The organism is Salibacterium aidingense DSM 18341 (genome assembly GCF_000429685.1).
GTDB classification, from domain to species: domain Bacteria; phylum Bacillota; class Bacilli; order Bacillales; family Marinococcaceae; genus Salibacterium; species Salibacterium aidingense.
Genome location: NZ_AUCI01000010.1, coordinates 118,617 through 143,813, shown reverse-complemented (window position 1 = coordinate 143,813; position 25,197 = coordinate 118,617). Strand labels below are relative to the sequence as shown.

Below are 25,197 nucleotides of genomic sequence, written 5' to 3'. Positions count from 1 at the left end.
GCCCGGTTTATCTGATCAGGACGTAACAAAACCTCTCTCATGAACCAATGCCTCCACTTCCTTTGCGGTAGGTAGCTGTACAGCTTCTTCAGCGAGAGCGGCTGCTTCTTTTCCGGACAGGCTTCTAACCTGACTTCTTGCCGGAAGGACAGAAGTGGCGCTCATACTGAATTCATCAAGCCCCAGACCCAGCAGCAGAGGCACGGCTGTTTCTTCTCCGGCCATCTCTCCGCACATACCGGCCCATTTTCCTTCGTTGTGGGCAGCACTGATCACCTGTTTTACAAGGCGCAGAATGGCGGGGTGATAGGGTTGATACAAATGCGCGACTTTTTCACTCATACGGTCGGCTGCCATAGTATACTGAATGAGATCATTGGTGCCGATGCTGAAAAAGTCAACCTCCCTGGCGAAAAGGTCAGCAGCTGCAGCTGTGGATGGGATCTCCACCATAATGCCGGTCTCTATCTTTTCCGCTACTGCTTGTCCTTCCTGAATCAATTCAGCTTTTACATTCTCCAGTAGATTCTTCGCTTCACGGAATTCTTCCAGGGTCGCTACCATTGGAAACATCACTTTCAAATTACCATACGCACTCGCACGCAGGAGGGCGCGGAGCTGCGTGCGGAACATTTCTGTTTCCTCCAGGCAAAGCCGGATGGCTCGAAAGCCGAGAAACGGATTAAGTTCTGGGGGAAGATTTAAATACGGAAGCTCCTTGTCTCCGCCGACGTCAAGGGTCCGGATCACCACCGGCTTGTCCCCCATTTTCTCGAGCACTGTTTTATATGCTTCAAACTGTTCCTCTTCCCCGGGCAGTTCGTCACGGCCCATGTATAAAAATTCCGTGCGGTACAGGCCGATTCCTTCCGCACCATTGGATAGAACCCCTTCTATGTCATTAGGCGTACCGATATTGGCAGCAAGTTCCACCCGTCGACCGTCTTTTGTGACAGACGATTCGTTGACGAGTTTCGCCCATTCTTCTTTCTGACGAAGGTATTCCTGCTGTTTCCCCTTATATTCTTCCACCGTTTTCTCATCCGGAGCAATGAGCACCCGGCCTTCCATGCCGTCTATAATAATCTGATCCCCGCTGCCAACTGCGGAGGTTGCTTCTTTTGTTCCAACCACTGCAGGGATTTCCATCGAACGCGCCATAATAGCAGAATGGGAGGTCCGTCCTCCAATATCCGTTGCGAATCCGAGTACGTAAGATAGATCGAGCTGGGCTGTATCCGAAGGCGTCAAATCCTCCGCAATCACGATCGTTTCCTCCTGAATAGCTGCAAGACTGGTGTTTTCCACCCCTAAAAGATGCAGAAGAATACGCTGGCTGACATCCCGGATGTCCGAAGCACGTTCCTTCATGTATTCATTATCCATTCCCTCAAACATCGTTACATACATATCGGATAAATCTTTTAATGCAAACTCCGCGTTTACGCCTTCATCTTTTATTTTAGCCGTTACACCATCGATGATTTCCGGATCTTCCAATACAAGCAGATGGGCGGAAAAAATTTCCTCCTTATCTTCTCCCATATCATTTAACGTTTTTTCTTTAATAATCTGCAGTTCTTGTTTCGCATGATCAACTGCTTTCTGAAATCGATCTATTTCAGCGTCCGTCTCTTCTATTTCCTTTTTTTCAATGTTCATTTCTGGTTGTTCAAGGACAAATGCTTTAGCAAACGCAATACCTTTCGAAGCAGCAATGCCCTCCAGGGTAGTAGTCATTACTTTCCAAGCCCTTCTTTCACTACTTCATCTATGGCCTGCGCTGCTTCTTCCTCATCTGCTCCTTCAATCCGAATGGTTACTTCTGAGTCTTTGCCTACACCAAGAGACATAACACCCATAATGGACTTCAGGTTTACAGATTTCCCGTTATATTCAAGTGTAATTTCAGACGAAAACTGTCCGGCTTTATTCACAAGCTGTGTTGCCGGGCGGGCATGAATCCCCGTATCATTTGTAATAGTGTACGTTTGTTCTTTCATGGCAGAAACCCCTTTTCAATAAAATTTATATCGCTTACATAAAGATACTAAGGAATGCAGCACCAGGTCAAGCGGTGAATCATATTAATCCTTTGAAAGTAAAAAAGCATGAGCAAACGCAAAAAGGGAGTATTGAAATAAGCCTGTAATGGTACTCATTTCCTCCTGATGCATTTACTCATGCCTGATCGTATCAGTAACACGTAAATTTTACGTATGTTTGACAATAAACCCCGCTGCAAACTTGTAATTATTATAGCATTCTCTTTCAGATACAGCAAGTATGCCAATAGAAATTTAAAAAAGAAAGGACAGACGGTCCCCTATCTATTTTCTATCCTGTTCATACAAAAAAAAGCCGGCTTTTCCAGCTAAAAGAAAAGGAGAGGCTCCTGATTCTACAGGCCGGAATGGGAGGCAGTTCCTCCGGGATGATCATTCTTTTCCAATGTTAGAACTGCTATAATAAACTGTTCTAACCATGGAGGACAAAAGGGGTTTATACAGCTTCCCCCATTGCATTTTTCTGCTTCCCGTCCTCCCGGCTCCTTACCCCGGGCTGAAGAAACATACCCGGTTTTCCCTTTCTGCAGAAAAGCCGGCGGTCTATCAAATCGTAAGTTCTCCAAGCCGTATTAACTCAATGACGGCCTGAGAACGCCCCTTTACTCCCAGTTTCTGCATCGTATTGGATATATGGTTGCGGACTGTTTTTTCGCTGATAAACAACTGGGATGCTATTTCTTTCGTCGTCTTATCCTGGACGAGTAATTCAAAGACCTCCCGTTCCCTCTTTGTAAGCAGGGTCCGATAGCCTCTGTCCATCTCCCTCAATGGCTTCACCCTTTCTTGACAAGGCTGTCCCCGTCCTCTGCCTGAAGGCGAAAGGGTCGGAGTATGGAAAGAATATAGTCAGCATATTTTATGCGCCGCAAAGAAAGACTGTTACGGACAAATGCCTTTCTTTCCATAACCGATATTTCCACTAAAAAGGACGCCAGCGCCCCGGGCAGCTGTGACAGGTTCTGCGACGCACGGGAGGTGATAGCGCCGCCGTTCCCAGGACGTGGGGCTTATAGGTGGCGATTCTTCTACTGGGGACCCGGCAGCCTGCTGCCGGAAGTCGCACGGGAAGAAACCCCGGGCGGACGGGTGCTGAAAGCTGGATCTTCAATATGCCCAAAATTTATACCTTTCTGCCCCCTAAAATGGATCCCCTCCTTTTTGTTCCGCAGGGGGCCGGAGCATAAAAAAACTGCTCCGCTTCGTTAAGCAGAGCAGTCGGGTTCATTATGCTTTGTCACTTCCAAAGAAATTCTTAAACGCCTGCAGGGAGGTGTCGCGGTTTAGAGCGGCAATGGAAGTAGTAAGCGGAATACCCTTTGGACAGGATTCTACGCAGTTTTGTGAGTTCCCGCAGCTTTCAATTCCGCCCTCTCCCATTAGGGCTTCAAGACGCTCCGATTTATTCATTTCCCCGGTAGGATGTGCATTGTACAGGCGCACAATCGATACAGGAGCAGGACCTATAAACTCGGAGTTGTCATTTACATTCGGGCAGGCTTCCAGACAGACCCCGCAAGTCATACATTTGGATAATTCATAAGCCCACTGTCTTTTGTTTTCTGCCATACGCGGTCCCGGGCCAAGATCATACGTTCCATCGATCGGGATCCACGCTTTTACTTTTTTCAGGGAATCAAACATCCGGCTCCGGTCCACGATTAAGTCACGAACCACGGGGAATGTCCGCATCGGCTCGAGCCGGATCGGCTGTTCAAACTGATCAACCAGTGCTGTACAAGACTGCTGCGGCTTTCCGTTTATTATCATGGAACAGGCGCCGCACACTTCTTCCAGACAATTCATGTCCCAGACAACAGGGGATGTTTCCCGGCCGTCGGCATCCACCGGATTGCGGCGGATTTCCATCAGGGCCGAAATGACATTCATGTTCGGGCGGTGCGGGAGTTCAAACTCCTGTGTATAAGGTTCGCTTTCCGGACCATCCTGCCGGGTAATAATAAGACGGATCATTTTTTCTTCGCTCATTGTTTACCAGCTCCTTGCTGCGAAGATTCCTTCCCTTTCGAATAATCCCGTTTCCGCGGTTTAATAAGGGAAACATCCACATCTTCATATTCAAAATCCGGTGCGTTTTTCTCCGGATTATATTTTGCCTTTGTCGTTTTTAGGTATTCCTCATCATTCCGTTCCGGAAATTCCGGCTTATAATGGGCACCGCGGCTTTCATTCCGGTGATAAGCGCCCAGTGTCATAACACGGGCCAGGTTCAGCATCCCTTTCAACTGGCGTGTAAACGAAGCTGCCTGATTGCTCCAACGTGCGGTATCCGACATATTGATATTTTCATAACGTTCCATCAGTTCCTGAATTTCCTCGTCCGTTTGCAGAAGTTTGTCATTTTCGCGGACAACAGTCATGTTGTTTGTCATCCACTCCCCAAGCTCTCTATGGAGGGCATAGGCATTCTCATCCCCGCGCATATTCAGGATTTCCTCAAACTCTTCTTCTTTTTCTTTCTTGTAGTTGTCATATACCGAAGAGGGAAGATCTTCAGCAAGCTTGTCAAGGCCATTTACATATTCAACAGCACTCGGTCCGGCGACCATGCCGCCATAAATGGCGGATAAAAGACCATTGGCGCCTAAGCGGTTTGCACCGTGCTGCGTGTAATCACATTCACCCGCTGCAAAAAGGCCCGGAATATTGGTCATCTGGTCATAATTCACCCACATGCCGCCCATTGAATAATGAACAGCCGGGAAGATCTTCATTGGAACTTTTCGCGGGTCATCGCCCATAAATTTCTCGTAAATTTCCATAATGCCGCCAAGTTTAACGTCAAGTTCTTTTGGATCTTTATGAGAAAGGTCGAGATAAACCATGTTTTCTCCGTTGATTCCTAGTTTCTGGTTGACACAGACATCAAAAATTTCACGTGTCGCAATGTCGCGCGGAACGAGGTTCCCGTAAGCAGGATATTTTTCCTCAAGAAAATACCACGGTTTGCCATCTTTATACGTCCACACTCGCCCGCCTTCTCCGCGTGCCGATTCACTCATCAGACGAAGTTTATCATCACCGGGAATAGCCGTCGGATGGATCTGAATAAATTCTCCATTGGCATAATACACACCCTGTTCATAAAGAGTTGCCGCCGCAAAGCCGGTGTTAATCATCGAGTTTGTCGATTTACCGAATATAATACCAGGTCCTCCGGTTGCCGTAATCACCGCATCAGAACGGAATGACTCAATCTCCATGGTAGTCAGATTCTGGGCCGTAATGCCGCGGCAGCGTCCTTCCTCATCCAGTACCGCACCAAGAAATTCCCAGCCTTCGTATTTGTTCACCAGGCCTTCCACTTCATAACGGCGGACCTGTTCATCAAGCGCATACAGCAGCTGCTGTCCGCTTGTTGCTCCGGCAAATGCCGTACGATGATGCTGCGTACCGCCAAATCGACGAAAATCCAATAGTCCTTCCGATGTGCGGTTAAACATAACTCCCATCCGGTCCATCAGGTGAATGATTCCGGGAGCAGCTTCTGTCATCGCTTTTACCGGCGGTTGATTCGCTAAAAAGTCTCCGCCGTACACCGTGTCGTCAAAATGTTCCCACGGGGAATCTCCTTCCCCTTTTGTATTTACCGCACCGTTAATACCGCCCTGGGCACAGACAGAGTGGGATCTTTTCACTGGAACAACAGAAAACAGGTCTACACGTTTGCCGGCTTCTGCTGCTTTAATAGTCGCCATCAGGCCGCCAAGGCCGCCGCCGACTACAATAATATTACCATCACTCATGTGTGATACACTCCCTTACATATTGGCTAAATCAGGATTAATAAACGCTAGCAGGGCACTCATTCCAACAACCGACAGCGCTACGAAAATAACCGCTGTGGCATAGGTTGCAATCCGCTGCGAACGTGGATTGACAGTAATTCCCCATGAAACAAGAAACGACCATAAACCGTTGGAAAAATGAAATGTCGCCGATAAAACACCAATAATATAAAACACAAGCATAAATGGACTGCTGAGTATATCCGCCATCATATCATAATTCACTTCTGCTCCAAAAGAAGCCTGCACGCGTGTCTGCCAGACATGCCAGGCAATGAAAACAAGTAAGTAGACACCGGTAATACGCTGAAGTAAAAACATCCAGTTTCTAAAAAAACCAAATCGTCTCGTATTGCTCTTTCCCTGAAAAACAATAAAAAGACCATAAATGGCATGAAAAAGAATAGGAAGATAGATAACAAAGATTTCTAAGAAAAGGCGGAACGGTAAATTTTCCATAAAATGAGCAGCACCATTAAACGCTTCAGCGCCGCGTGTCGCAAAAAAGTTTACCGTCAAGTGCTGGACGAGATATACCCCGATGGGAATCACGCCAAGCAGTGAATGAAGTCTGCGGTTCATAAAATCACGGTTTTCAGCCATGCCAATGTTCCCCCTAAAAAATTTTTAAGTCCTGGTTTGTCGTAAGCTTATTCCTTTTCTCCTTCGATTGAACGACCTCCTGTTTCTTTTCCAGAGAGCAGGTGTTGGTTTCCTATAAAAAACACAACGGCATAAGAAATGCCTAAACTTTTGTTATCCTATGTATACAGGAAAACCGCCATATCCTCTGGTCGTACTCGCTGAGATGGATAGACTAATTAGTCTGACAACTCAACAAATTTAGCCTTTGCTTTCACCTTTCCGACAAATTTATTGTACTCCCCCTATCACGGCTAGTCAAGAAACCGGATACACCTTCATAAAGGTGATATTACGGAAAAATGCCCGGATTTGCCGGGCATTTTTTATTCTTTCTCATTATCCAATAATCATGCGTTCCGTTGGATATTTGTAATGGGATTTTATTTCTTTTCGTTTTACAGAGAAAAGTAATACCAATATACCGACACGTCCAATGAACATAAGCACCATCAAGAGGAACAGACTCGGTTTTGACAAATCAGGGGTAATGCCCGTCGTAAGCCCGCACGTTCCAAAAGCAGAGCTTGTTTCAAAAATAATATCAATCAGTTCTACTTTGGAATTTCCCTGTTCGAATGCAGTGATAAGGGTCACTGCAGCAAATAAACCAAACAAGAAAAAAGAGAGCACCATAAAAGCTTTCTGCTTATCTTCAGGATGGATTTCGCGTCCAAACACTTTCACATCACTTTTCCCCAGCGCAAAACTGCGGATCGACAGAAACATAACAGCCAGGGTTGTTGTCCGTATTCCCCCGCCCACACTGGATGGGCTTGCCCCAATAATCATCAGAGAAGAAATAAAAAGCAGGGTCGGCAGGGTAAACGAAGACGTCTCCATGGTGGTCAGACCTGCACTTCGTGCTGTCGCTGAGTTAAAAATAGAATAGAAAAACTGCTGGTGCCAGGCCATTCCCTCGTAAAACATGTCTTTTTCCAACACCCAGATTCCTGCCGCCCCCAGTACAAAAATAAGAAAATACGTCGTTACTGTCACTTTCGTGAACAAACTGAACTTGAAATAGCTGCTTGTCGTGACGAAATACTCCCTTACTTCCATTAAGACTGGAAAACCAATCGCCCCTGCGAAAATTAAGAGAAGGACGATAAACTGTACATAATAGTCATTGGCAAACGGAATCAACGACTGCCCAGTCACATCAAATCCGGCGTTGGTGAATGCACTGAGTGCTGCAAAGGATCCTTGATAATAGGCTTCCCCCACACTGTTGAAATGCTGCAGATAATACGTTCCGAGTACGAGAGCTCCAACCAGTTCAATCGCGAGAGCCAAAAGTAGAATCCCCCGCATCAGTTTAACCATCCCGGAAAACTGATACTGGTTCTGGTCCACCATGATCAACAGGCGCTGCGACAGATTAATCTTCCGTCCAAACAGCATCCACACAAATGTACCGAGCGACATGATGCCGATGCCCCCCACCTGCATGGCAAGAGCAAGAAAAAACACCCCGGTGTAGCTTAATGATTCTGACACATCAATGACACTCAACCCTGTTACACTTACAGCAGAAACAGAGGTGAACAAAGCTTCCATGTAGGTCAGATCTGTTCCAGCTTCCTGAGAAAAGGGCAGCCACAACAGAAAGCTGAACAAAAACATAGACAGTATGTAAACGAATATAATAATCCGAAACGGCGTCATAAATTGTTCTAATCCTTTTTTCATAGCTGTACCCTCCGTCGAGAACTCGGGCTACAGTATATCATGTCTACCCTGCGTTATCTATAGCGATCTCCAGATTTTAACGGTATAATTACGATAGGCGGAAAGGACGGATAAAGATGAACGATTTTAACTACATACTATTACGGGAAACATTGCTTCCTGCCCTGCTCGGGACAGAAGAGGCTGATATTCTTTACTGGGGCGGAAAACGGATTGCCCGCACCTACCCGGCGGAAACCCTGGAGGACATTTCTTCTTTTTTTGAGAAAGCCGGATGGGGGAATTTGGCCCTGAACAGTGAAAAGAGGAAAGAAATGCAGTTTGAGATGGACGTGGCCCGTGAAGAGAAGCCGCTTGACCGCCATCTTGAAGCTGGATTTCTCGCCGAGCAGATCGAACGGCTGAAAGGAAAGACAGCCGAAACCTACATTACAGAAAAGCGAAAACGGGTTGTCTTTCAGGTGCAGTGGGATTAAAGGAAAACGGCTGCCTGTTCCGGTGAAATGAATGCCCCCCCGTCATTCTTCCTCCCAGCAGGCAGATGGGTGAGGACAGACTACCTTTTTTATTCGTTCCGCCTGCTCGACACTTTTTGATATAGATAAGAAATGCCAAGCAAAATAAGACCAAAGCAGAAATAGGCCGCGATTTCGCTCGTCTCGCCCAAAAAGGCAAGATCCGCAAAAAACAGCTTTCCAGTCGCAAACAGCGATAGACCGAGACCGATCCGGCGGACATAAACGTAGTTTCTTTTAAACCCGTACAGGATATAGCCCACCGCGGTGAATAGATAAATCATACTAATAACAAAACCGGCACCGTCGAGCTGCAGCTGCACATGGAGAAAAGCCGCCTGAATCACGATAAAGTAAGCAGCTAATACGGCCGGGTACCACTCGGGATTTTTATACCGCCCACGGATAAAGGCGAGAAGCAGGTCACGCCCTGTCGCAAAAATCATGACCTGGCAGGCTATCAGTACCGCAAGCGCCGTGTAATCAACAGCCGTATCCGAATCTCCGCCAAGCGCAGGGATCGCTGCCAACACAACAAAGGCGGCCAAGCCTCCCGCTGCGTATAAAAACAAACTTATGCAGCCGGTGATCTTGTCGTACAGGAGGGGCGTTTTTTTCAGGCTGTATCCAATGCCGACAGAAAGGAACGCCGCCACAAGCCATTGGTAAAACCAATAATGTTCAAATGACGCGGGTACCAGCTGACTAAACCAGTACAGGCTTTCATAAACAGCATATATCCAGACGTGAACAAGGGTGACATACTTCACACCAGCGATAAAATCAGTGAAACCGGGAAACAGAATCGTCCGATTCATTTTTGTTTGATCATAAATATAGTAGAACATTACAATCAGCAGGCCGGCGGTTACCGCAGTATACTTGATGTGAAAGAACGGCTGACTCCCTCCGCTCGCGTACCGGGCCGCTTCCAGTAAAAATGCCGCAAGTGTCAATCCGAAGATCACCCAGCCGGCCTTTTCAAGCAGTGCCAGTCGATATCGACTGGCATAAAGCATCATGACGACACTTTCCACTAACCAGCCGAGTATGCCCCATTCCACGCCGAACTGAAACGGCACCATCAGTATGGCAAACGTAATCGAGGTGCCATAAAACAGCACCATCGTCTGCTTCTCCTCGTTCATCCTATTCTCGACAAATCGTCCAAGACCGAAATACACGGCGCCGAATGCTGCAGCCAGCAGCCCCGTATAATTCTCCCAGCCCAAGACGTAAAACAGATAATAAATCACGGTGCAGCTGACGACGGTGTTGAAGGCAAGCAGTGTCACATCCGCCCACTTCACCGCCGTTTTATACGTCAACGGATAGCCGATGGTAAGTCCAAGATAAAGTAGAAATGTGAGTCCTGTATAACCCAGGCTCATTCCGCTTCCCGGCGACAAAAGTATCAGGATGAAAAACGATGGGATGTTAAGCCAAAAGCTGATATGATGAACGACACTCCACTGCTTCTGAAATGAAATCCACAGCACTGAGCCGTTCAGTATGAGAAAGTACGCCATCGCAGCGTAAACCGCAGTTTCATCAAGTCCAAACGAAAATAAGTACAAGTAAAACGGAATATAGCCGCCTGCCAGCCCAAATGTACAAACCGTTCTGGACTCATAATAGAGGGCCAGTACCACGGTTCCTGCGGTGACAGCCAATGATAGAAGCAGCGCCGGGCTTAGTCCGATAATTTCCAGTAAAAAATAACTGAAAAAAATCGAACCATATAAGACAGCAGTTCCACCTCCGAGCAGACCAAGCGCAAACGTCTGCTTCCCTTTCCTGTGGAACCACCCTCCTCCTGCCAGCATAAGAAGACCGATCACGGAAAACATAGCGCCTTTCAGCTCGTCATTGAACCATGTCGTGTAGGAGTACCGGAATGCCGCAGCTACTCCCAGCAGAATCAAAAGAATCCCAAGCTTATTGATCCAGCTGAGGCCGATCTTCATTTCCACCTGGTTCTGTTTCATTCGTTTTTGCATAACGCCTTCACTTACGTCTTCCTCCGCAAGTTGATTGTACTGCTCTGAGAATACATGCAGCGCATTCTGTTCTTCTTCAGCCTGACGTCTGCGTTTTTTCTGGACCGCTTCCTCTACTTCCATAGAAAGCTCATGTAATTTGGCATCAATCGCCTGTTTATCCTTTTGCAAAGCATGAATGGAGCGGTCCTTCAGCTTTGTTATTTCCGATTTAGCATTTTCCTCCATACTGGTCAGTTGATCACGTTCTTCTTTCTCCGCGTTACCAAAGTAGGTATGTATCTTTTTCTTTGAAACTTTCAACAAATTCATTTTTTCATCGAAAATCTGTTCCTGGAGCGCATGTCGAAGACGTTGGTTTTCCTGCTCGAGATGATGGTAGTTTTCCCTTAAAACCTGCAGCTTTTCACGGTATGTTTCGTTATCCCGTCGGAGTGATTTAATTTCCTGATAAACATCAGCCGCCTCATATGTCTTTACTACGTCTTCCAATTCCTCCGTCAGTCTTTCCTGTTCCGTGTAAATATGATCCAACCGCTGCTTGAGATTTTCCAATTTTCCCCCTCCTGCTCCAGTGATCCAATATCTGCCATTATACTAAAGGATAAGGAGACAGGTGAGCACTTTTTACTATTTCACACTAAATTTTACATTCAAGCCTATCTTTTCAACTAACCAAGGGCTGAGAACAGTCGCATTTTCTTTACATGGAGGTTACAAACTGACCTGCGATGAACAAAAACAAGATACTCAAACTAATGATAAGCATCAACTCCAGGAAGAATAAGAACAATTTTTTACCACCTGGCTGATAAATCATAGTAAGAAGGTAAATGATTATGCCGTAAACGGAAACAGAATGGATTACTATTGGAAGATATTTATCTGCTATCCCGTGTGATTGATCAAAAACAAACAAAGCCCCAAGAAAAAGTTGTGCCGCAAAAGCCAGACCTATTAAAATCGTCCATAGTTTGAGTCCGTTTGTTCTTTTACTATCGTTATACATGTCCTCCCCTCCCATCGTCAGATATGCCGGCCTCCGTCCCCGTTTCCTGCATGGTCTCGTAATAAAAGGAGGACCTCCCGCCTAATTTCCTATGTATAAAGATAATAAGAAAACAGCCCGAAAAAATGGCGGGCTGCTTCCGTCCAGTATTCCATTCTTTTATGATTTTCCAGGCCACTTTATCTTCTAAACGTTATATACTTCAATACCATTCTCATAAATTCATCATATGAGGAAAACTGACTGTGATTGTACCATTTCCGGACTGTTTCTACTAACCAAAACGGTACTGCCCGGCCGTCAAGAAGAGAATAATGGGTTTCATATGCCTTTTTTAAATGCTCCCATCGTACGTCAACATACGGAATCCCATATTCTGAAACGTCCAGAATTTTCGCCCGGCCGTGCTGCAGCAAAATATTCTTAAGATGGAGATCGCGGGGATTCAGCCCTTTTTCATAGACAAACTGTCGGGCTTCCTCCACATCCGCTATGACTTGTTCTGGAATATGAATGCCCTGGAGCAGACAATCAAACAACGTCGTCCCTTCCTCATAAGAGAGAACAAGGTAGTCCCTCCCGGACGCAAAACAGGTAGAAAAGAAAGGAAAGTCTCCTAACATACCATAGATTTTTTCTTCTTCTTGAACCTTGAAAACTTTGTCCCTAGCATAGAGCTTAAATGCATATGCCGGTGCACTGCAATGCTGAAACACGGCAGCATCGGTTCCCACTCCTATACACCTCAAACCCTCCGATTCACCATATATGGTTACCGGCTCATTGTTTGGATTAGAATAAATAGTGATGCGGGACAGGGAAGATGCCGCTTTTTTCCATAGAGGTTCCAATTGTTTCTCCTTCCCTATCTCTATCCCCTTCTCCTTTAATTTATAGGAACACCCTGAAAAACACAATCAATTCCTTTTAGGGAAGATTCAACTGTTTCCAAATTTCTGGAATAACAACAATAACCTTATCTTCCATTTCCCTGTTACGCCTCTTAGCCATCTTTATCCTATTATGTATGTAGGTGATTATTTTTCTAATCCAGCCTGCAAAAAAGCACTTTGGTTTTGAAACTTCTGTGGGGAGACGCCGACGGATTGTTTAAACAGGCGGCTGAAAAAAGTGCGTTACATGTTGAGGCATTCGCTGCAGGCGGCGCCGCCTGCAGCGAATGCCTCGGTTACATTTTCTTTATCACAGGAAAGGCTGGGACAAAATCATATAGGTCAGATAAAAATCCGAACGATTATCTTACATTTTCCATTAGAATTTGGCATCGTTCGGATTTTTCATGCGGCATCTGCCCTCTTAAAACGAAGTATACCGCTGTACGATCGCTTCCAGTTTTGTCCCAGACTCCTTTCATTCGGTTTCCTGCAGGCGTTTCATCAGTTTCCGCGAAACGTTATCGGGGATGGAAATGCCTCGGAAATCCTCCAGTGAGGCTTCTCTCATTTTTTTGACGGAGCCGAAGTGGCGCAGCAGCTGGCGCTTCCGTTTTTCGCCGACCCCGGGGACGTCGTCTAACACAGAGGTGAACATGTTCTTTTTCCGGGTCTGGCGGTGAAAGGAAATCGCAAACCGATGCACTTCGTCCTGGATGCGCTGCAGCAGATAAAATGCATGGCTGTTACGCTGGAGCGAAATCACTTCCGCTGGTTCGCCCATGATAAGTTCGGATGTTTTATGCTTATCATCTTTTGCCATCCCTGCCACGGGAACGAGAAGTCCCAATTCATCTTCAAGTACACTTTTCGCCGCACTGAGCTGCCCCTTGCCGCCGTCGATCAAGATCAAATCCGGGAGTTCTGCTTCTTCTTTCAGCAGACGTACGTAGCGGCGGCGGATCACTTCTTTCATTGAGGCATAATCGTCCGGTCCTTCGACGTCTTTCACCTTATATTTTCGATAATCCTTTTTATGCGGTTTTCCATCAAGAAAAGTGACCATTGCTGAAACTGGATCGGCTCCCTGAATATTGGAGTTATCAAAAGCTTCAATGCGGTACGGAGTGTCAATGTTCATTTTTTCACCAAGATCCTCTATTGCACGGATGGTACGTTCCTCATCACGCTCGATCAGCTGAAACCGTTCTGATAGAGCCTGTTCCGCATTTTGTGCGGCGAGCCGGACAAGTTCGCGTTTCTGGCCGCGTTTTGGCTGCTGAACGTGTACCTCTACAAGATGTTCTGCCATCTCCTGATCGACTTCCTGCGGCAGCAGAATTTCTCGTGGTTTCATGTGCTCTTCTTTCAAGTAAAACTGTCCAAGAAATGTTAGAAAATCCTCCTCCGGGCCCTGGTAAAATGGAAAAATAGAGACATCACGCTCGATTAGTTTTCCCTGACGGACAAAAAAGACCTGGACGCACATCCAGCCTTTATCGTAGGCATACGCAAATACGTCGCGGTTCTGCTGATCCTTGATCGTCATTTTCTGCTTTTCCATGACCGCATCGATATGCTGTATTTGATCACGCAGTTCTTTTGCCCGTTCAAAATTCAGTTCTTCAGAGGCCGCTTCCATTTTCTCCTGCAGCTCTTTTTTCACCTGCTGGTGACCGTTGTTCAGAAAACGCGCCATATCTTGAACGAGCTGTTTGTTTTTCTCTTGTGACACCGGGAATTCGCAAGGAGCCAAACATTGGCCGATGTGATAATACAGGCAGACACGGTCAGGCAGTGTCCGGCACTTGCGGAGCGGATAAAGACGGTCCAGCAGCTTTTTTGTTTCATTCGCGGCGCCGGCATTGGGATACGGTCCGAAATAACGTCCGCCGTCTTTTTTTACCTTCCGGGTTGTGATCAGCCGGGGATGTTCTTCATTTGTAATTTTCAGGTAAGGATAGGACTTATCATCCTTTAAAATGACATTATATTTTGGTTCGTGTTTTTTAATTAAATTCATTTCCAGAATAAGTGCTTCCATATTGGAGGAGGTAATAATATATTCAAAATTTTCGATTTCGGATACGAGCTGCTGGGTTTTGCCGTCGTGCGAGCCAGTAAAGTACGAACGCACCCGGTTTTTAAGCACCTTTGCCTTGCCGACATAAATAATGGTGCCGTGCTTGTTTTTCATTAAATAGCAGCCTGGCTGTGCGGGCAGCACGGCCAATTTTTCTTTCAGATTGGTCAATGGCTTCACCTCTTTTCCTCCACCCACTGCTTCAGAAGGACAGCATGATTGTACGTTTCGTCCTTGGCGGCAAAGAGGAGGGTCACTGTCTCAGAAACAGCCATTTCAGCAAGCTCCTCCAGCTTTTTTTGCGCCTCTTCGTCTGATTGTAATTCTTTTTTATAGTATTCGGCAAACGTATCAAACTTTTCTTTTTCATGATTAAACCATTTCCGGAGGCCGGGGCTTGGGGTGACTTCTTTCGCCCAGTCGTCCAGGGCTGCTTTCGTTTTCGATATTCCGCGTGGCCAGACCTTATCTACGAGGACCCGGCGGCCGTCTTCCGTTTCCGCATCTTCATAAATTCGTTTCACTTGTACAGGCAAAACGAGGTTTCCTCCTTTTTCAGCCATGCAGGCTGATCAGTTCATGGGCTCTCTTCCCAAGGAAAAAACTGCTGACGCGGGATCAGCAGTTTTTTCTTCTCCATATAACGCCTTGCTTTTTTTAAGCTAAATGTTTATTCAGCAGTTCTTCCAGCTGTTCTTTTGGCTGGAATCCTACAACTTGTTCCACGACTTCCCCGTCTTTGAAAATCAGCAGGGTCGGGATACTCATGACACCGTACTTACCGGCGGTTTCCTGATTTTCATCGACGTCGAGCTTCGCGATCTTGATTTGATCTCCCATCTCTGAATCGATTTCTTCCAGGACTGGGGCGATCATTTTGCAGGGACCGCACCAGGTCGCCCAAAAATCGGCCAGTACGACACCTTCTGAGGTTTCTTCTGCAAAGCTTTGATCTGATACATTTACTATTGCCATTGTAATTGTCCTCCTTTAATGCTAACAATCTGAATCTATTTGTCATTATAGCATTCGGATTTATTCGTTGCGAATAAACTGCTTCAATTAATTTACCCAACTCCACGTTTTTAAAAACATGAAAAATGGACTTCTGTCAAAGCCCATTTTTTCAACAATCAGGTGGTCACTTTTTTACACTCTTCTGTTAATAGAGGAATAACCTCAAATAAATCGCCGACAATCCCGTAATCAGCTGTATCAAAAATCGGTGCCTCCGGATCTTTATTTATGGCAACAATGACTTTGGCATTCGACATCCCGGCGAGATGCTGAATCGCCCCGGAAATGCCGGCAGCGATGTACAAATCAGGGGTTACGACTTTTCCCGTCTGGCCGATCTGCAGGGAATAATCACAGTATTCCGCGTCGCAGGCCCCACGGGAGGCACCGACGGCTCCGCCCAGCACCTCCGCTAATTCTTCCAGGGGTTGAAACCCTTCGGCACTTTTGACACCGCGGCCTCCGGCCACAATAATATCAGCTTCAGCTAAGTCTACGCCTCCGCTCGTTTTTTTAACCACTTCGGAAATAATAGTCCGCAGCTCCTTTATTTCCAAATCCACCGGCTCTATCCTCCCGGTCCGGGAAATGTCCTTTTCCAGTGTCTCCAGATTGTTCGGACGAACCGTCGCAAATAGCAGCTCTTCATTGATGGAGACTTTTTCAAATGCTTTTCCGGAATAAATAGGACGCGTAAACACGGCGGTCCCATTATTTATTTCAATGTTCACCACATCGGAGACAAGTCCTGTCTGGAGTTTGGCAGCCAGGCGTGGTGCGAGATCCTTCCCGGAAGAAGTGTGCGGCAGGATCATAGCTTCCGGCTGTTCCTGTTCATACAGCTGGAGCATTGCCTGCCTGCAGGCGTCCGTCGTATAAACCGAAAGCTCCTCCCGGTCACTGGTAAGCACACGATCTGCCCCGAACTGAATCATGGTTTCAGCACAACCCTGGACCTGCTTTCCAAACAACACCCCGACAATTTCCCCGCCATCCGCAATCTGGCTGGCAGCAGCTACCGCTTCCAAAGAGACATGCCGGAGTTCCCCATCTTTAATTTCTCCCAGTACAAGCACCTTGTTTGCCATTTTTCTCCCCTCCGTTATAAAACCTTTGCCTCGTTTCTCAGTAAATGAACAAGCTCCTGTACTTGTTCATAAAGCTCCCCCTCCAGTATTTTTCCAGCCTCTTTTTCAGGCGGAACAAAGCGGGACACAGAATTTGTCTTAGCTTTCACTTCTTCTTCCTCCAGGTTCAGATCAGCCAGCTCCACCCTGTCGAGCGGCTTTTTCTTTGCTTTCATGATTCCCGGCAGAGAGGGGTAACGCGGTTCATTCAATCCCTGCTGGCAGGTCACAAGAAGCGGCAGAGAGGTTTCTGCATGTTCTATGTCCCCTTCCACATCCCTCTCTACTTTCACGTGGTTTTCTTGTATTGCTATTTTGGTGATAGTCGTCAGCTGGTTGATTCCGAGCTCCTCCGCTACTCTCGGAGCTGTCTGGCCCGCCCCGTCATCTACAGCGACATTACCGGCTAGAATCAGATCCGGCTGTTTATCCTCCAGATAGGCTGACAGCACCCGGCTGAGGGTATAATGATCCACTTCTTCAGTGACCTCTTCCATACCAATGAGCACCGCTTTATCCGCCCCCATCGCAAGCGCTGTCCGCAGCTGCTGTCCGGCTTCTTCCCCTCCGGCTGTTACGATGGTCACTTCCCCGCCATGGAGATCCCGGAGGTTGATAGCTTCCTCTACAGCATATTCATCATAGGGATTAATAATAAATTCCACATCGTCTTCCACAATACAACCGTTTTCAATGACAATCTTTTCTTCCGTATCAAATGTTCTTTTCAACAGAACATATATATTCACCTGCAGTCCCTCCTGTCATGTAAAAGTTTTCAAAAAAAGAAAGGAGGAGCGCCTCGGACTCTAGGCGTTCACTCTGGCTCCAAAGCCGTCAAGGAGCATGTCATAAACCGGTCCGGCCAAGGCTTCGAGATCATATTTGCAATCTTTCATTACCCAGTTCGTCGCCACTTCATCAAGTGTTCCGAAAATCATCTGACGGGCAAGTTTTTCATTTAGTTCCGGGGAAAACACGTGCTGTTCTTTGCCCCTCGTCAACAAATTCTCCATTACGCTTAAATAATCCCTGAGTACTTCATTGATTTTCTGACGCAGTTCATAATTCGACTGCCGGAGCTCAAGCTGGGTAACCACGGCCAGTTCTTTATTAGCTGCCAATTGTTTCAAATGCATTTTCACTAATAATTTCAGCTGTTCTTCTATAGTAGAAGCTTCGGTTAACCGGGCACGGATCTGCTCAATGAAATCCCCCATTTTCACTTCAAACAGCGAAATCAAAATGTCTTCTTTATTTTTGAAGTATAAATAGATCGTTCCGTCTGCGACACCTGCTTCTTTTGCGATTTTTGACACCTGCGCCTGATGGTAGCCGTTATGGGCAATTACACGGACGGCAGCATCAATAATCTGGTTGTACTTTGGTCCTTTTTTCGTACTCATCCATGTACTTCCTTCCTGAAATGTGTATCGTGATTTTATTTTCGATCCAATATATGAATGATTATTCATTCATATATTATAAATATTTTTATTAATCCTGTCAAGACGGTTCCCAGGCATTTTAGACCCGTGGTTCCGTTTCTCCGGTCTTCAATTTCCGCCTTAGTACTTTACCTACACTGGTTTTCGGCAGTTCTTCCCGGAACTCATAGGCACGCGGCACTTTAAAAGCCGCAAGTCTTTCCCGGCAGAAGTGGCTCAGTGCTTCCTCATCAATAGCAGCGCCTTGTTTTTTTACTATAAAGGCCTTTACTGTTTCTCCTCGGTACGTATCCGGAACCCCCACCACAACTGCTTCCTGCACCGCCTCGTGCTCATATAAAATTTCTTCAATTTCCCGTGGGTAAATATTAAAGCCCCCGGCGATTATCATATCTTTTTTTCTATCCACAATGAAAAACGAGCCTTTTTCATCCATATATCCCATATCCCCGGTTAACAGCCATTCATTTATAAACGCACGTCCTGTCTCTTCAGGAGATCGCCAGTATCCTTTCATCACCTGCGGGCCGCGGACGACGATCTCACCAATTTCTCCCGGTTCCGCAAACTCCCCGGTTCTCTGAGAAAGTACTGCAGCTTCCGTGTCCGGCCACGGCAGTCCGATACTTCCTTCCTGCCGGGGGCCCCAGAGCAGATTGCAATGCGTCACCGGCGAAGCTTCCGTTAAACCATATCCCTCTACCAGCCTGCCGCCGCTTAACCGTTCAAACTGTTGTTGGACGTCAGCGGGAAGCGAAGCCGATCCACTGATACAGGCACGGATACTGGATAAATCATAAGCCTCTGTTTTTTTCTCCTGAAGTAAACTGATATACATCGTTGGTGCCCCGGGAAACAACGTGATTTTCTCTTTTTCTATTATTTTTAACACTTGTTTGGGATGGAATTTCGGTAAAATGACTAATTCTGCGGCGTTCATGATCGACAGGTTCATGGAGACCGTCATTCCATAGACGTGAAAAAAAGGGAGCACAGCGAGGTTTTTCTCCTGCCCTTTTTTCATTTTATACATCCATGAAAGACACTGCGTCGTATTGGAAACGAGATTGAAATGGGTGAGCATTACGCCCTTTGCTGCGCCAGTGGTTCCGCCTGTATACTGGAGCAGCGCCAAATCTTCCTTGGGATCAAGATTTACCTCCGGAAGCTGGCAGCTGCCCCGCCGAATAATACGTTCAAAAGAATGAATGGTATTTCCGTATTGAATATCAACGATAGTTCCGCCTGGTTTATGCCGGAACCAAGAGTAGAACTTATTTTTAGGAAAGGGAAGCCCATCCTGAATGCTTGTTACGATAATGTGTTCCAGCCTGGTTTCTTCGAGAACTGCCATCACTCTTGGGAATATGTCATCGAGACACACCATTATTTTTGCTTCGGAATCCTTCAGCTGATGGAGAAGCTCCCGCTCCATATACAATGGATTGGTTTGCACTACCACCGCTCCTGTCATAAGCGCCCCATAATAACTAATAACAGACTGGGGGGTATTCGGCAGCATGACTGCCACCCGGTCCCCTTTTTTGACCCCAAAGGAAACTATTTCGTTGGCAAAAGCAGCAGCATCCTTTAGTAGCTCTTCATACGTCCATTTTCTTCCATAAAAACTAATTGCTTTATTCTCAGGAAATTCTTCGGCAGCTTCCTCCAAAAAAGCAGGCAAAGGTTTATTTTCATAAGAAATAGTGCGAGGGATCTCATCAGGATACTGTTGAAACCATACGTTTTCTTCAATCGTCCGCAACCGGTTTCTCCTCCTCGTCTCCCTATTCCACTGGCAGATGATTCTTCTCTCGCTCCTATTATAATGAATAACCATTCATTTTTAAAGCGTTTTCATTAAGATGATATAACTTTTTTGAGCGAGGTCTATCTTTAGTTTTATCAACGAGCCGTCTCCTCGTCCTCTGCTTTTCGCATCTCTTCTTCTGCCAGAACCCGGCGCAGTACTTTTCCTACCATTGTTTTCGGAAGTTCTTGTTTAAATTCATAATGTGTTGGTACTTTATAAGCGGCCAGATGTTTGCGGCAGAACATTTCTACTTCTTCTGCGCTCAAACGCTGATTTTCTTTTAACACGATGAAAGCTTTCACTGTTTCCCCCCGGTAGTGATCAGGTATGCCGATTACCGCTGCCTCCTGAATAGCGGCGTGCTCATACAATACTTCCTCTATTTCACGCGGGTAGATATTAAAGCCTCCGGCTATTATCATATCTTTCTTGCGGTCGACAATGTAAAAATAACCATCCTCATCCTGATACCCCATATCGCCGGTTAGCAGCCATCCGTCCTGAAAAACAGAAGCCGTTTCTTCCGGCTGGTTCCAGTACCCCTTCATTACCTGAGGGCCTTTGACCATGATTTCTCCGATCTCCCCGGATGCCGCTGGTTCACCTGTTTTGGGCGATAATACGGAAACTTCTGTATCCGGCCAGGGAAGGCCGATACTTCCCTGTTTTCGTTTTCCCCAGATTGGGGAGGAAATGACTACCGGAGATGTTTCCGTGAGCCCGTAGCCTTCCACCAGCCTCCCGCCGGAAAGTGCTTCAAATCGTTCCTGGACCTCCAGCGGAAGCGGTGCGGATCCGCTTAAACATGCTTTAATAGAGGAGACCTTGTAATTTCTCAAGGAAGGTTCATGGATCAGCCCTATATACATTGTAGGTGTGCCAGGAAAAAGAGTGACGCGGTGTTTATGAATGGCCTTCAGGGCTGGGATAGGGGAAAATTTGGGGAGAATAATCATTTTCGCCTGATACATGATCGAAAAATTCATGACTACTGTCATTCCATAGACGTGGAAAAAAGGTAAAGCGGCGAGCGTTGTTTCTTCCCCTTCCCGCATGCGGTACATCCATGCTCCAGCCTGAATTGTGTTCGCGACAAGATTATAATGCGTCAGCATGACTCCTTTAGCCGGGCCGGTTGTTCCTCCAGTGTACTGCAGGAGAGCGAGGTCTTTCTCCGGGTCAACAGAAACATCAGGAAGTCTCAAATCAGCATTTTCAAGAAGATTGGTGAAACGGTGGGTATAGTCTGTATAGGGAATAGAGGCTTTCCCGGCACCCTTCTTTTTCTGAACAAGCGGATAAAGGATCCTTTTTGGAAAGGGGAGGTAGTCTTTTATACTTGTGACAATCACCTGTTCGAGCGGACTCTGCTTCCATATCCTTTCGACTCTCGGAAATAGAATATCAAGACAAATCATCACTTTAGCACCGGAATCGTGCAGCTGATGTTCTATTTCCTTTTCCACATAAAGAGGATTCGTCTGTACCACCACTGCTCCTGCCAATAGAGACCCATAATAACAGATAACAGCCTGTGGAGTGTTAGGCAGCATGATTGCCACCCGGTCTCCTTGCTGCACCCCGAGAGCTTCGAGTTGGTTTGCCAGCCGAACCGCTTCATTGTACAATTCTTTATACGTCATCGTTTTCCCCATAAAATAAAGAGCTGGCTTTGCAGGACACGTGCGTGACGCCTCGGCCAAATACGATGGCAGCGTCCTTTTTTCATACGGCAAAGAAGCAGGGATCTGGTCTGGATAGTGGGAAAGCCACTTTTTTTCTGACACCCGTACCAACCTCCTTTTCATCCTACTACCATTTTAATGCCACCGCTTGCATAATAGAACATGGAGAAACATATGAAGAAATGCGCAAGGCGCCCGCTTCAATAAAGGTTCTTCTATTGGAGAAATAAAAGATTCCGAACGATTATTCCATAAATCGTTCGGAATTTTTTGTGCAACCCATCCTACGCTACGTCAAAATACTGCGCTTATTCGTTGCTTATTTTATACATACTGCGGAATGTTCGGGTTTTTATTTATACTTTTTTGTCCCACACCGCTGGAATGGCCTGGTTTTACAATACATCCGCTCCAGGCGGATGCTTTCCCCTCCCGTTGAAATGCCGGCAGTACGGGGATTTTTGGAAGAATCCCTGATTTTCAAGAAAAAAACAATAAATACACAGCTCCAGATAATATAAAAATGATGCAGCATAAGATTAAAATTTTGGCTAATCGTTCCACCGTGTTTCTCTCCCATCTTTCAGGCTATGCTAAAATCCCGGCCCCTATAACAAAGGACATCCCTGTAGAAATAATAAAGGAAATCAGGCCGACCGCACGATTATCCGCTGCTATTTCATCATCCACTTTAAACATTGGCGTCAAAAACTCAAACATGACATAACTGAAAACAAGCAGAACAAATCCGTAGGCCCCCCAAAGGACCATCGTTAAAATAGCGTCATTGTGCTCAATCGAAAAATGAAAAATGTTGGCGACTCCAAATAGTTTTCCTCCGGTAGCCAGCGCCACAGCAATATTTCCTTTTTTAATTTCTTCCCAGTTTTTATAGGACGTAATGGTTTCAAACACGGCCAAAAATACAATCAATGAGAGAACTGCCACACTGAAATTGGCAGCAGTCTCTACAAATGGATTCTGCATCAGAGTTTCCATTTCTGCGCCTCCCTCTTCCTACATCCCTGCTCATTTCAGACGGGCTACAGTATTGCCGATCCCGCCTTCATTCATACCGCCATCCCGAGTCTCAGCCACACTCGGATGCTTTTTCAGGAGTTCTTTCACTCCTTTTCTCAGTGCTCCGGTTCCTTTCCCATGAATGATATGAACCTGAGGGTATCCGGCCAGCACGGCATCGTCAAGATACTTTTCTACTTCTCTCATCGCATCTTCATAACGCACCCCGCGCAAATCCAGTTCGGGCTTCACGGATGAATTCGCAGAGACCTTCGCCATCGGCCGTATCGGTTGTTTCACAGGTTCTGTTTTCATTTTTTCCATGTCGTCTGCTTTAACATTTACTTTCATAATACCCAGCTGGACCCGGTATTCCTTGCTCCCTGTTTTTTCGAGCACCTGCCCCTGCTGGCCGAAGCTGAGGACCTTTACCTCATCTCCCGGTTCAAACGTTTTCTCTTTCTCTGCCTGTTTCTTCAGTTTCTCTTGGCGTTTTTTTAAATCGGGCTCCGCTTGGTCCATTCGTTTTTTTGCATCAATCAGTTCATGTTCTTTTACGTGATGCCCCTGCTTTTGCAGTTCCCGTAGATCTTGAATCACAGCGTCTGCTTCTGAGCGCGCTTTTTCCAGTTCTTTCTGCGCTTTATCTTCGGCTGAAGCCAGTACATCCTGTTTTTTCTGATCCAGTTCCTTCAAGTTTTGTTCCAGTTCACGATGCAGTTGATCTGCTTCCTCCCGTGTTTTTCGTGCTTCTTCCCATTCCGTTTCAGCCTCCCGCTGTCTTTCTTCCAGGGAGGTGATCATATTTTCGACTTGGCGGGCATCGGCATTCACTTCCGATTCAGCAGCTTCTATAATGGATTCATCCAGGCCGAGTCTTCGTGATATGGCAAACGCATTACTCCGGCCGGGAATGCCGGTCAACAGACGGTATGTCGGCCGAAGCGTCTCCACATCGAACTCGACACTGGCGTTCATCACTCCTTCTCGATTATAGGCATAGCCTTTCAGTTCGCTGAAGTGAGTCGTGGCGACCAGTTTTGCCCCTCTGTCATACACGTAATCCAGTATAGATACCGCGAGTGCAGCCCCTTCGGTCGGATCTGTACCGGCTCCGATTTCATCAAATAAAACAAGACTTTCGTCGTCGACTTTTTCTAAAATGTCCACGATATTTGTCATGTGCGAGGAAAAGGTACTTAAACTTTGCTCAATCGACTGTTCGTCGCCTATATCGGCAAATACGGCTGCAAATACGGCTGCCTCGGAGTCCTCTTCCACCGGCAGAAACAATCCGGACTGAGCCATTAACGTCAGAAGTCCTGCCGTTTTTAGTGTGACCGTTTTGCCGCCTGTATTCGGGCCGGTAATAACAAGGGAAGAGAAGGTGTTTCCCAGCTCTACATCTATTGGAACTACTTCTTTTTCAGGCAGAAGTGGATGCTTGGCCTGTTTAAAATGAAGACGTCCTTCTCCATTCAAGCGGGGTTGAGTTGCTTTTAACGCTTTGGCATAATAAGATTTCGTAAAAAGAAAATCCAGTTCCGCCAGGTAATGTACATTCTCCAGCAGTTCTTCCACGGCGTCCTGTACCTTTCCGGAAAGTTCTTTTAAAATACGTTCTATTTCCTGTCTTTCCTGTCCACGTACTTCATTTAATTGATTATTCATCGTCACAACAGACTGAGGTTCAATGAACAGCGTAGCACCGGAAGCCGACTGATCATGCACAATTCCACCAAAGGAAGAACGGTATTCCTGTTTTACCGGTACGACATAACGATCATTCCGGATGGTAACAATAGCATCGGATAACTTCTTCTGCTGCCCGGACGATCTGGTCAGTTGTTCCAGCTTGGAGCGGATCTCCGCTTCTGTGCCGCGGATTTTTTGGCGGATGCTGCGCAGAGCAGGGGTGGCGGAGTCAAGAACTCCCCCATGCTCATCAATGGATTGTTTAATCTCTCGTTCCAAATCGGTTAATGGCGTGATCGGGGCTGTCAGCTCTGCAAGCTGCGGCAGGTCTACCTCTTCTTCCACCATCGTTTCAATAAATGTCTTGATCCGGCGGCCGCCATAAATGGTATCTGCTATTTCCAGGAGTTCCCCGGCATGTAAGGTTCCACCGATCTGGGCCCGTTTCAGATGAGCGTTAATATCAGTAATGCCGCCTAGTGGAGCCTGTCCTTTCAGGCGGAGGACTTTTGCACCTTCCTCCGTTCTTTTCTGCTCCCGTCTGGCCGTTCCCAGATCCGTATACGGCTCAAGCGCCTCTGTCTTTCTACGCCCGAGAGACGACGCGACATGTTCCTTCAGCTGTTCTTTCATTTTGTCATATTCCAGCACACGGAGTACTCGTGCATTCATGCCTGTCATCC

21 protein-coding genes are annotated in these 25,197 nt (G+C 46.5%); 1 reads left to right on the top strand and 20 read right to left on the bottom strand.

From position 1 onward, the window contains the following. Positions 1-15: 15 nt before the first annotated feature. From ptsP to G475_RS0111605, 7 genes are all read right to left on the bottom strand, one after another. Positions 16-1,740 (bottom strand): phosphoenolpyruvate--protein phosphotransferase, encoded by a 1,725-nt coding sequence (gene ptsP / locus G475_RS0111650; protein ID WP_026701463.1) that lies wholly within the window; start codon positions 1,738-1,740, stop codon positions 16-18. Next, positions 1,740-2,003, bottom strand: a complete 264-nt coding sequence (locus G475_RS0111645; protein WP_026701462.1) for a phosphocarrier protein HPr — start codon at positions 2,001-2,003, stop codon at positions 1,740-1,742. Before G475_RS0111645 ends, ptsP begins: the two co-directional genes overlap by 1 nt. Positions 2,004-2,612: 609 nt before the next feature. Further along, entirely contained in the window at positions 2,613-2,828 is a 216-nt protein-coding gene (locus tag G475_RS0111635) for a helix-turn-helix domain-containing protein (RefSeq protein WP_407636203.1), read from the bottom strand. A gap of 465 nt (positions 2,829-3,293) precedes the next feature. Then, on the bottom strand, positions 3,294-4,055 hold the full coding sequence (gene sdhB / locus G475_RS0111620) for a succinate dehydrogenase iron-sulfur subunit (RefSeq protein ID WP_026701460.1): 762 nt from the start codon (positions 4,053-4,055) through the stop codon (positions 3,294-3,296). Continuing rightward, on the bottom strand, positions 4,052-5,833 hold the full coding sequence (gene sdhA, locus G475_RS0111615) for a succinate dehydrogenase flavoprotein subunit (protein WP_026701459.1): 1,782 nt from the start codon (positions 5,831-5,833) through the stop codon (positions 4,052-4,054). The genes sdhB and sdhA overlap by 4 nt, the downstream gene beginning before the upstream one ends. Before the next feature lie 15 nt (positions 5,834-5,848). Further along, positions 5,849-6,478: a succinate dehydrogenase cytochrome b558 subunit gene (locus G475_RS0111610; RefSeq protein ID WP_026701458.1), complete on the bottom strand. Its 630-nt coding sequence runs from the start codon at positions 6,476-6,478 to the stop codon at positions 5,849-5,851. Between the two features lie 378 nt (positions 6,479-6,856). Then, positions 6,857-8,209 (bottom strand): TrkH family potassium uptake protein, encoded by a 1,353-nt coding sequence (locus G475_RS0111605; RefSeq protein WP_026701457.1) that lies wholly within the window; start codon positions 8,207-8,209, stop codon positions 6,857-6,859. Between the two features lie 116 nt (positions 8,210-8,325). Between G475_RS0111605 and G475_RS0111600 the strand changes: the two genes are divergently transcribed. Then, positions 8,326-8,685, top strand: a complete 360-nt coding sequence (locus tag G475_RS0111600; protein ID WP_035710999.1) for a DUF2507 domain-containing protein — start codon at positions 8,326-8,328, stop codon at positions 8,683-8,685. Between the two features lie 89 nt (positions 8,686-8,774). On the opposite strand, the gene G475_RS0111595 is transcribed toward G475_RS0111600, so the two are convergent. The 13 genes from G475_RS0111595 to G475_RS0111525 all read right to left on the bottom strand — a co-directional run bounded on the left by G475_RS0111595 (position 8,775) and on the right by G475_RS0111525 (position 25,186). Continuing rightward, positions 8,775-11,279, bottom strand: a complete 2,505-nt coding sequence (locus tag G475_RS0111595; protein WP_026701455.1) for a DUF2339 domain-containing protein — start codon at positions 11,277-11,279, stop codon at positions 8,775-8,777. Positions 11,280-11,427: 148 nt separating this feature from the next. Further along, on the bottom strand, positions 11,428-11,733 hold the full coding sequence (locus G475_RS0111590) for a hypothetical protein (RefSeq protein ID WP_026701454.1): 306 nt from the start codon (positions 11,731-11,733) through the stop codon (positions 11,428-11,430). Between the two features lie 179 nt (positions 11,734-11,912). Next, on the bottom strand, positions 11,913-12,584 hold the full coding sequence (locus tag G475_RS0111580) for a protein kinase family protein (RefSeq protein ID WP_026701453.1): 672 nt from the start codon (positions 12,582-12,584) through the stop codon (positions 11,913-11,915). Positions 12,585-13,104: 520 nt separating this feature from the next. Next, positions 13,105-14,880 carry an excinuclease ABC subunit UvrC gene (gene uvrC, locus G475_RS0111575; protein WP_026701452.1) on the bottom strand — a complete coding sequence of 592 codons (1,776 nt, stop codon included), beginning with the start codon at positions 14,878-14,880 and terminating at the stop codon, positions 13,105-13,107. A gap of 5 nt (positions 14,881-14,885) precedes the next feature. After that, on the bottom strand, positions 14,886-15,245 hold the full coding sequence (locus tag G475_RS0111570) for a DUF488 domain-containing protein (RefSeq protein ID WP_026701451.1): 360 nt from the start codon (positions 15,243-15,245) through the stop codon (positions 14,886-14,888). Between the two features lie 121 nt (positions 15,246-15,366). Beyond that, a complete protein-coding gene (gene trxA / locus G475_RS0111565) occupies positions 15,367-15,684 on the bottom strand; it encodes a thioredoxin (protein ID WP_026701450.1) in 318 nt (105 codons plus the stop codon). A 158-nt stretch (positions 15,685-15,842) separates the two neighbouring features. Further along, entirely contained in the window at positions 15,843-16,814 is a 972-nt protein-coding gene (locus G475_RS0111560) for an electron transfer flavoprotein subunit alpha/FixB family protein (protein ID WP_026701449.1), read from the bottom strand. 14 nt (positions 16,815-16,828) lie between these two features. Next, positions 16,829-17,602 (bottom strand): electron transfer flavoprotein subunit beta/FixA family protein, encoded by a 774-nt coding sequence (locus G475_RS0111555; protein ID WP_026701448.1) that lies wholly within the window; start codon positions 17,600-17,602, stop codon positions 16,829-16,831. A gap of 60 nt (positions 17,603-17,662) precedes the next feature. Further along, the gene (locus G475_RS0111550; protein ID WP_026701447.1) at positions 17,663-18,259 is read right to left on the bottom strand and encodes a TetR/AcrR family transcriptional regulator; all 597 of its coding nucleotides are present in this window, start codon (positions 18,257-18,259) and stop codon (positions 17,663-17,665) included. Between the two features lie 121 nt (positions 18,260-18,380). Beyond that, positions 18,381-20,066, bottom strand: a complete 1,686-nt coding sequence (locus tag G475_RS0111545; RefSeq protein ID WP_026701446.1) for an AMP-binding protein — start codon at positions 20,064-20,066, stop codon at positions 18,381-18,383. Positions 20,067-20,206: 140 nt separating this feature from the next. Beyond that, positions 20,207-21,922 (bottom strand): AMP-binding protein, encoded by a 1,716-nt coding sequence (locus G475_RS0111540; protein ID WP_156911675.1) that lies wholly within the window; start codon positions 21,920-21,922, stop codon positions 20,207-20,209. Positions 21,923-22,387: 465 nt separating this feature from the next. Then, positions 22,388-22,798, bottom strand: a complete 411-nt coding sequence (locus G475_RS0111530; protein WP_026701443.1) for a DUF350 domain-containing protein — start codon at positions 22,796-22,798, stop codon at positions 22,388-22,390. Between the two features lie 30 nt (positions 22,799-22,828). Next, positions 22,829-25,186, bottom strand: coding sequence for an endonuclease MutS2 (locus G475_RS0111525; RefSeq protein WP_026701442.1), 2,358 nt, complete (start codon positions 25,184-25,186; stop codon positions 22,829-22,831). Between the last annotated feature and the right edge of the window lie 11 nt (positions 25,187-25,197).

Excerpts from the sequence above, each read along its gene's own strand:
- ptsP (WP_026701463.1), bottom strand. The coding sequence starts at position 1,740 with ATGACTACTACCCTGGAGGGCATTGCTGCTTCGAAAGGTATTGCGTTT.
- G475_RS0111645 (WP_026701462.1), bottom strand. The coding sequence starts at position 2,003 with ATGAAAGAACAAACGTACACTATTACAAATGATACGGGGATTCATGCC.
- G475_RS0111635 (WP_407636203.1), bottom strand. The coding sequence starts at position 2,828 with ATGGACAGAGGCTATCGGACCCTGCTTACAAAGAGGGAACGGGAGGTC.
- sdhB (WP_026701460.1), bottom strand. The coding sequence starts at position 4,055 with ATGAGCGAAGAAAAAATGATCCGTCTTATTATTACCCGGCAGGATGGT.
- sdhA (WP_026701459.1), bottom strand. The coding sequence starts at position 5,833 with ATGAGTGATGGTAATATTATTGTAGTCGGCGGCGGCCTTGGCGGCCTG.
- G475_RS0111610 (WP_026701458.1), bottom strand. The coding sequence starts at position 6,478 with ATGGCTGAAAACCGTGATTTTATGAACCGCAGACTTCATTCACTGCTT.
- G475_RS0111605 (WP_026701457.1), bottom strand. The coding sequence starts at position 8,209 with ATGAAAAAAGGATTAGAACAATTTATGACGCCGTTTCGGATTATTATA.
- G475_RS0111600 (WP_035710999.1), top strand. The coding sequence starts at position 8,326 with ATGAACGATTTTAACTACATACTATTACGGGAAACATTGCTTCCTGCC.
- G475_RS0111590 (WP_026701454.1), bottom strand. The coding sequence starts at position 11,733 with ATGTATAACGATAGTAAAAGAACAAACGGACTCAAACTATGGACGATT.
- trxA (WP_026701450.1), bottom strand. The coding sequence starts at position 15,684 with ATGGCAATAGTAAATGTATCAGATCAAAGCTTTGCAGAAGAAACCTCA.
- G475_RS0111560 (WP_026701449.1), bottom strand. The coding sequence starts at position 16,814 with ATGGCAAACAAGGTGCTTGTACTGGGAGAAATTAAAGATGGGGAACTC.
- G475_RS0111550 (WP_026701447.1), bottom strand. The coding sequence starts at position 18,259 with ATGAGTACGAAAAAAGGACCAAAGTACAACCAGATTATTGATGCTGCC.
- G475_RS0111540 (WP_156911675.1), bottom strand. The coding sequence starts at position 21,922 with ATGAAAAGGAGGTTGGTACGGGTGTCAGAAAAAAAGTGGCTTTCCCAC.
- G475_RS0111530 (WP_026701443.1), bottom strand. The coding sequence starts at position 22,798 with ATGGAAACTCTGATGCAGAATCCATTTGTAGAGACTGCTGCCAATTTC.
- G475_RS0111525 (WP_026701442.1), bottom strand. The coding sequence starts at position 25,186 with ATGAATGCACGAGTACTCCGTGTGCTGGAATATGACAAAATGAAAGAA.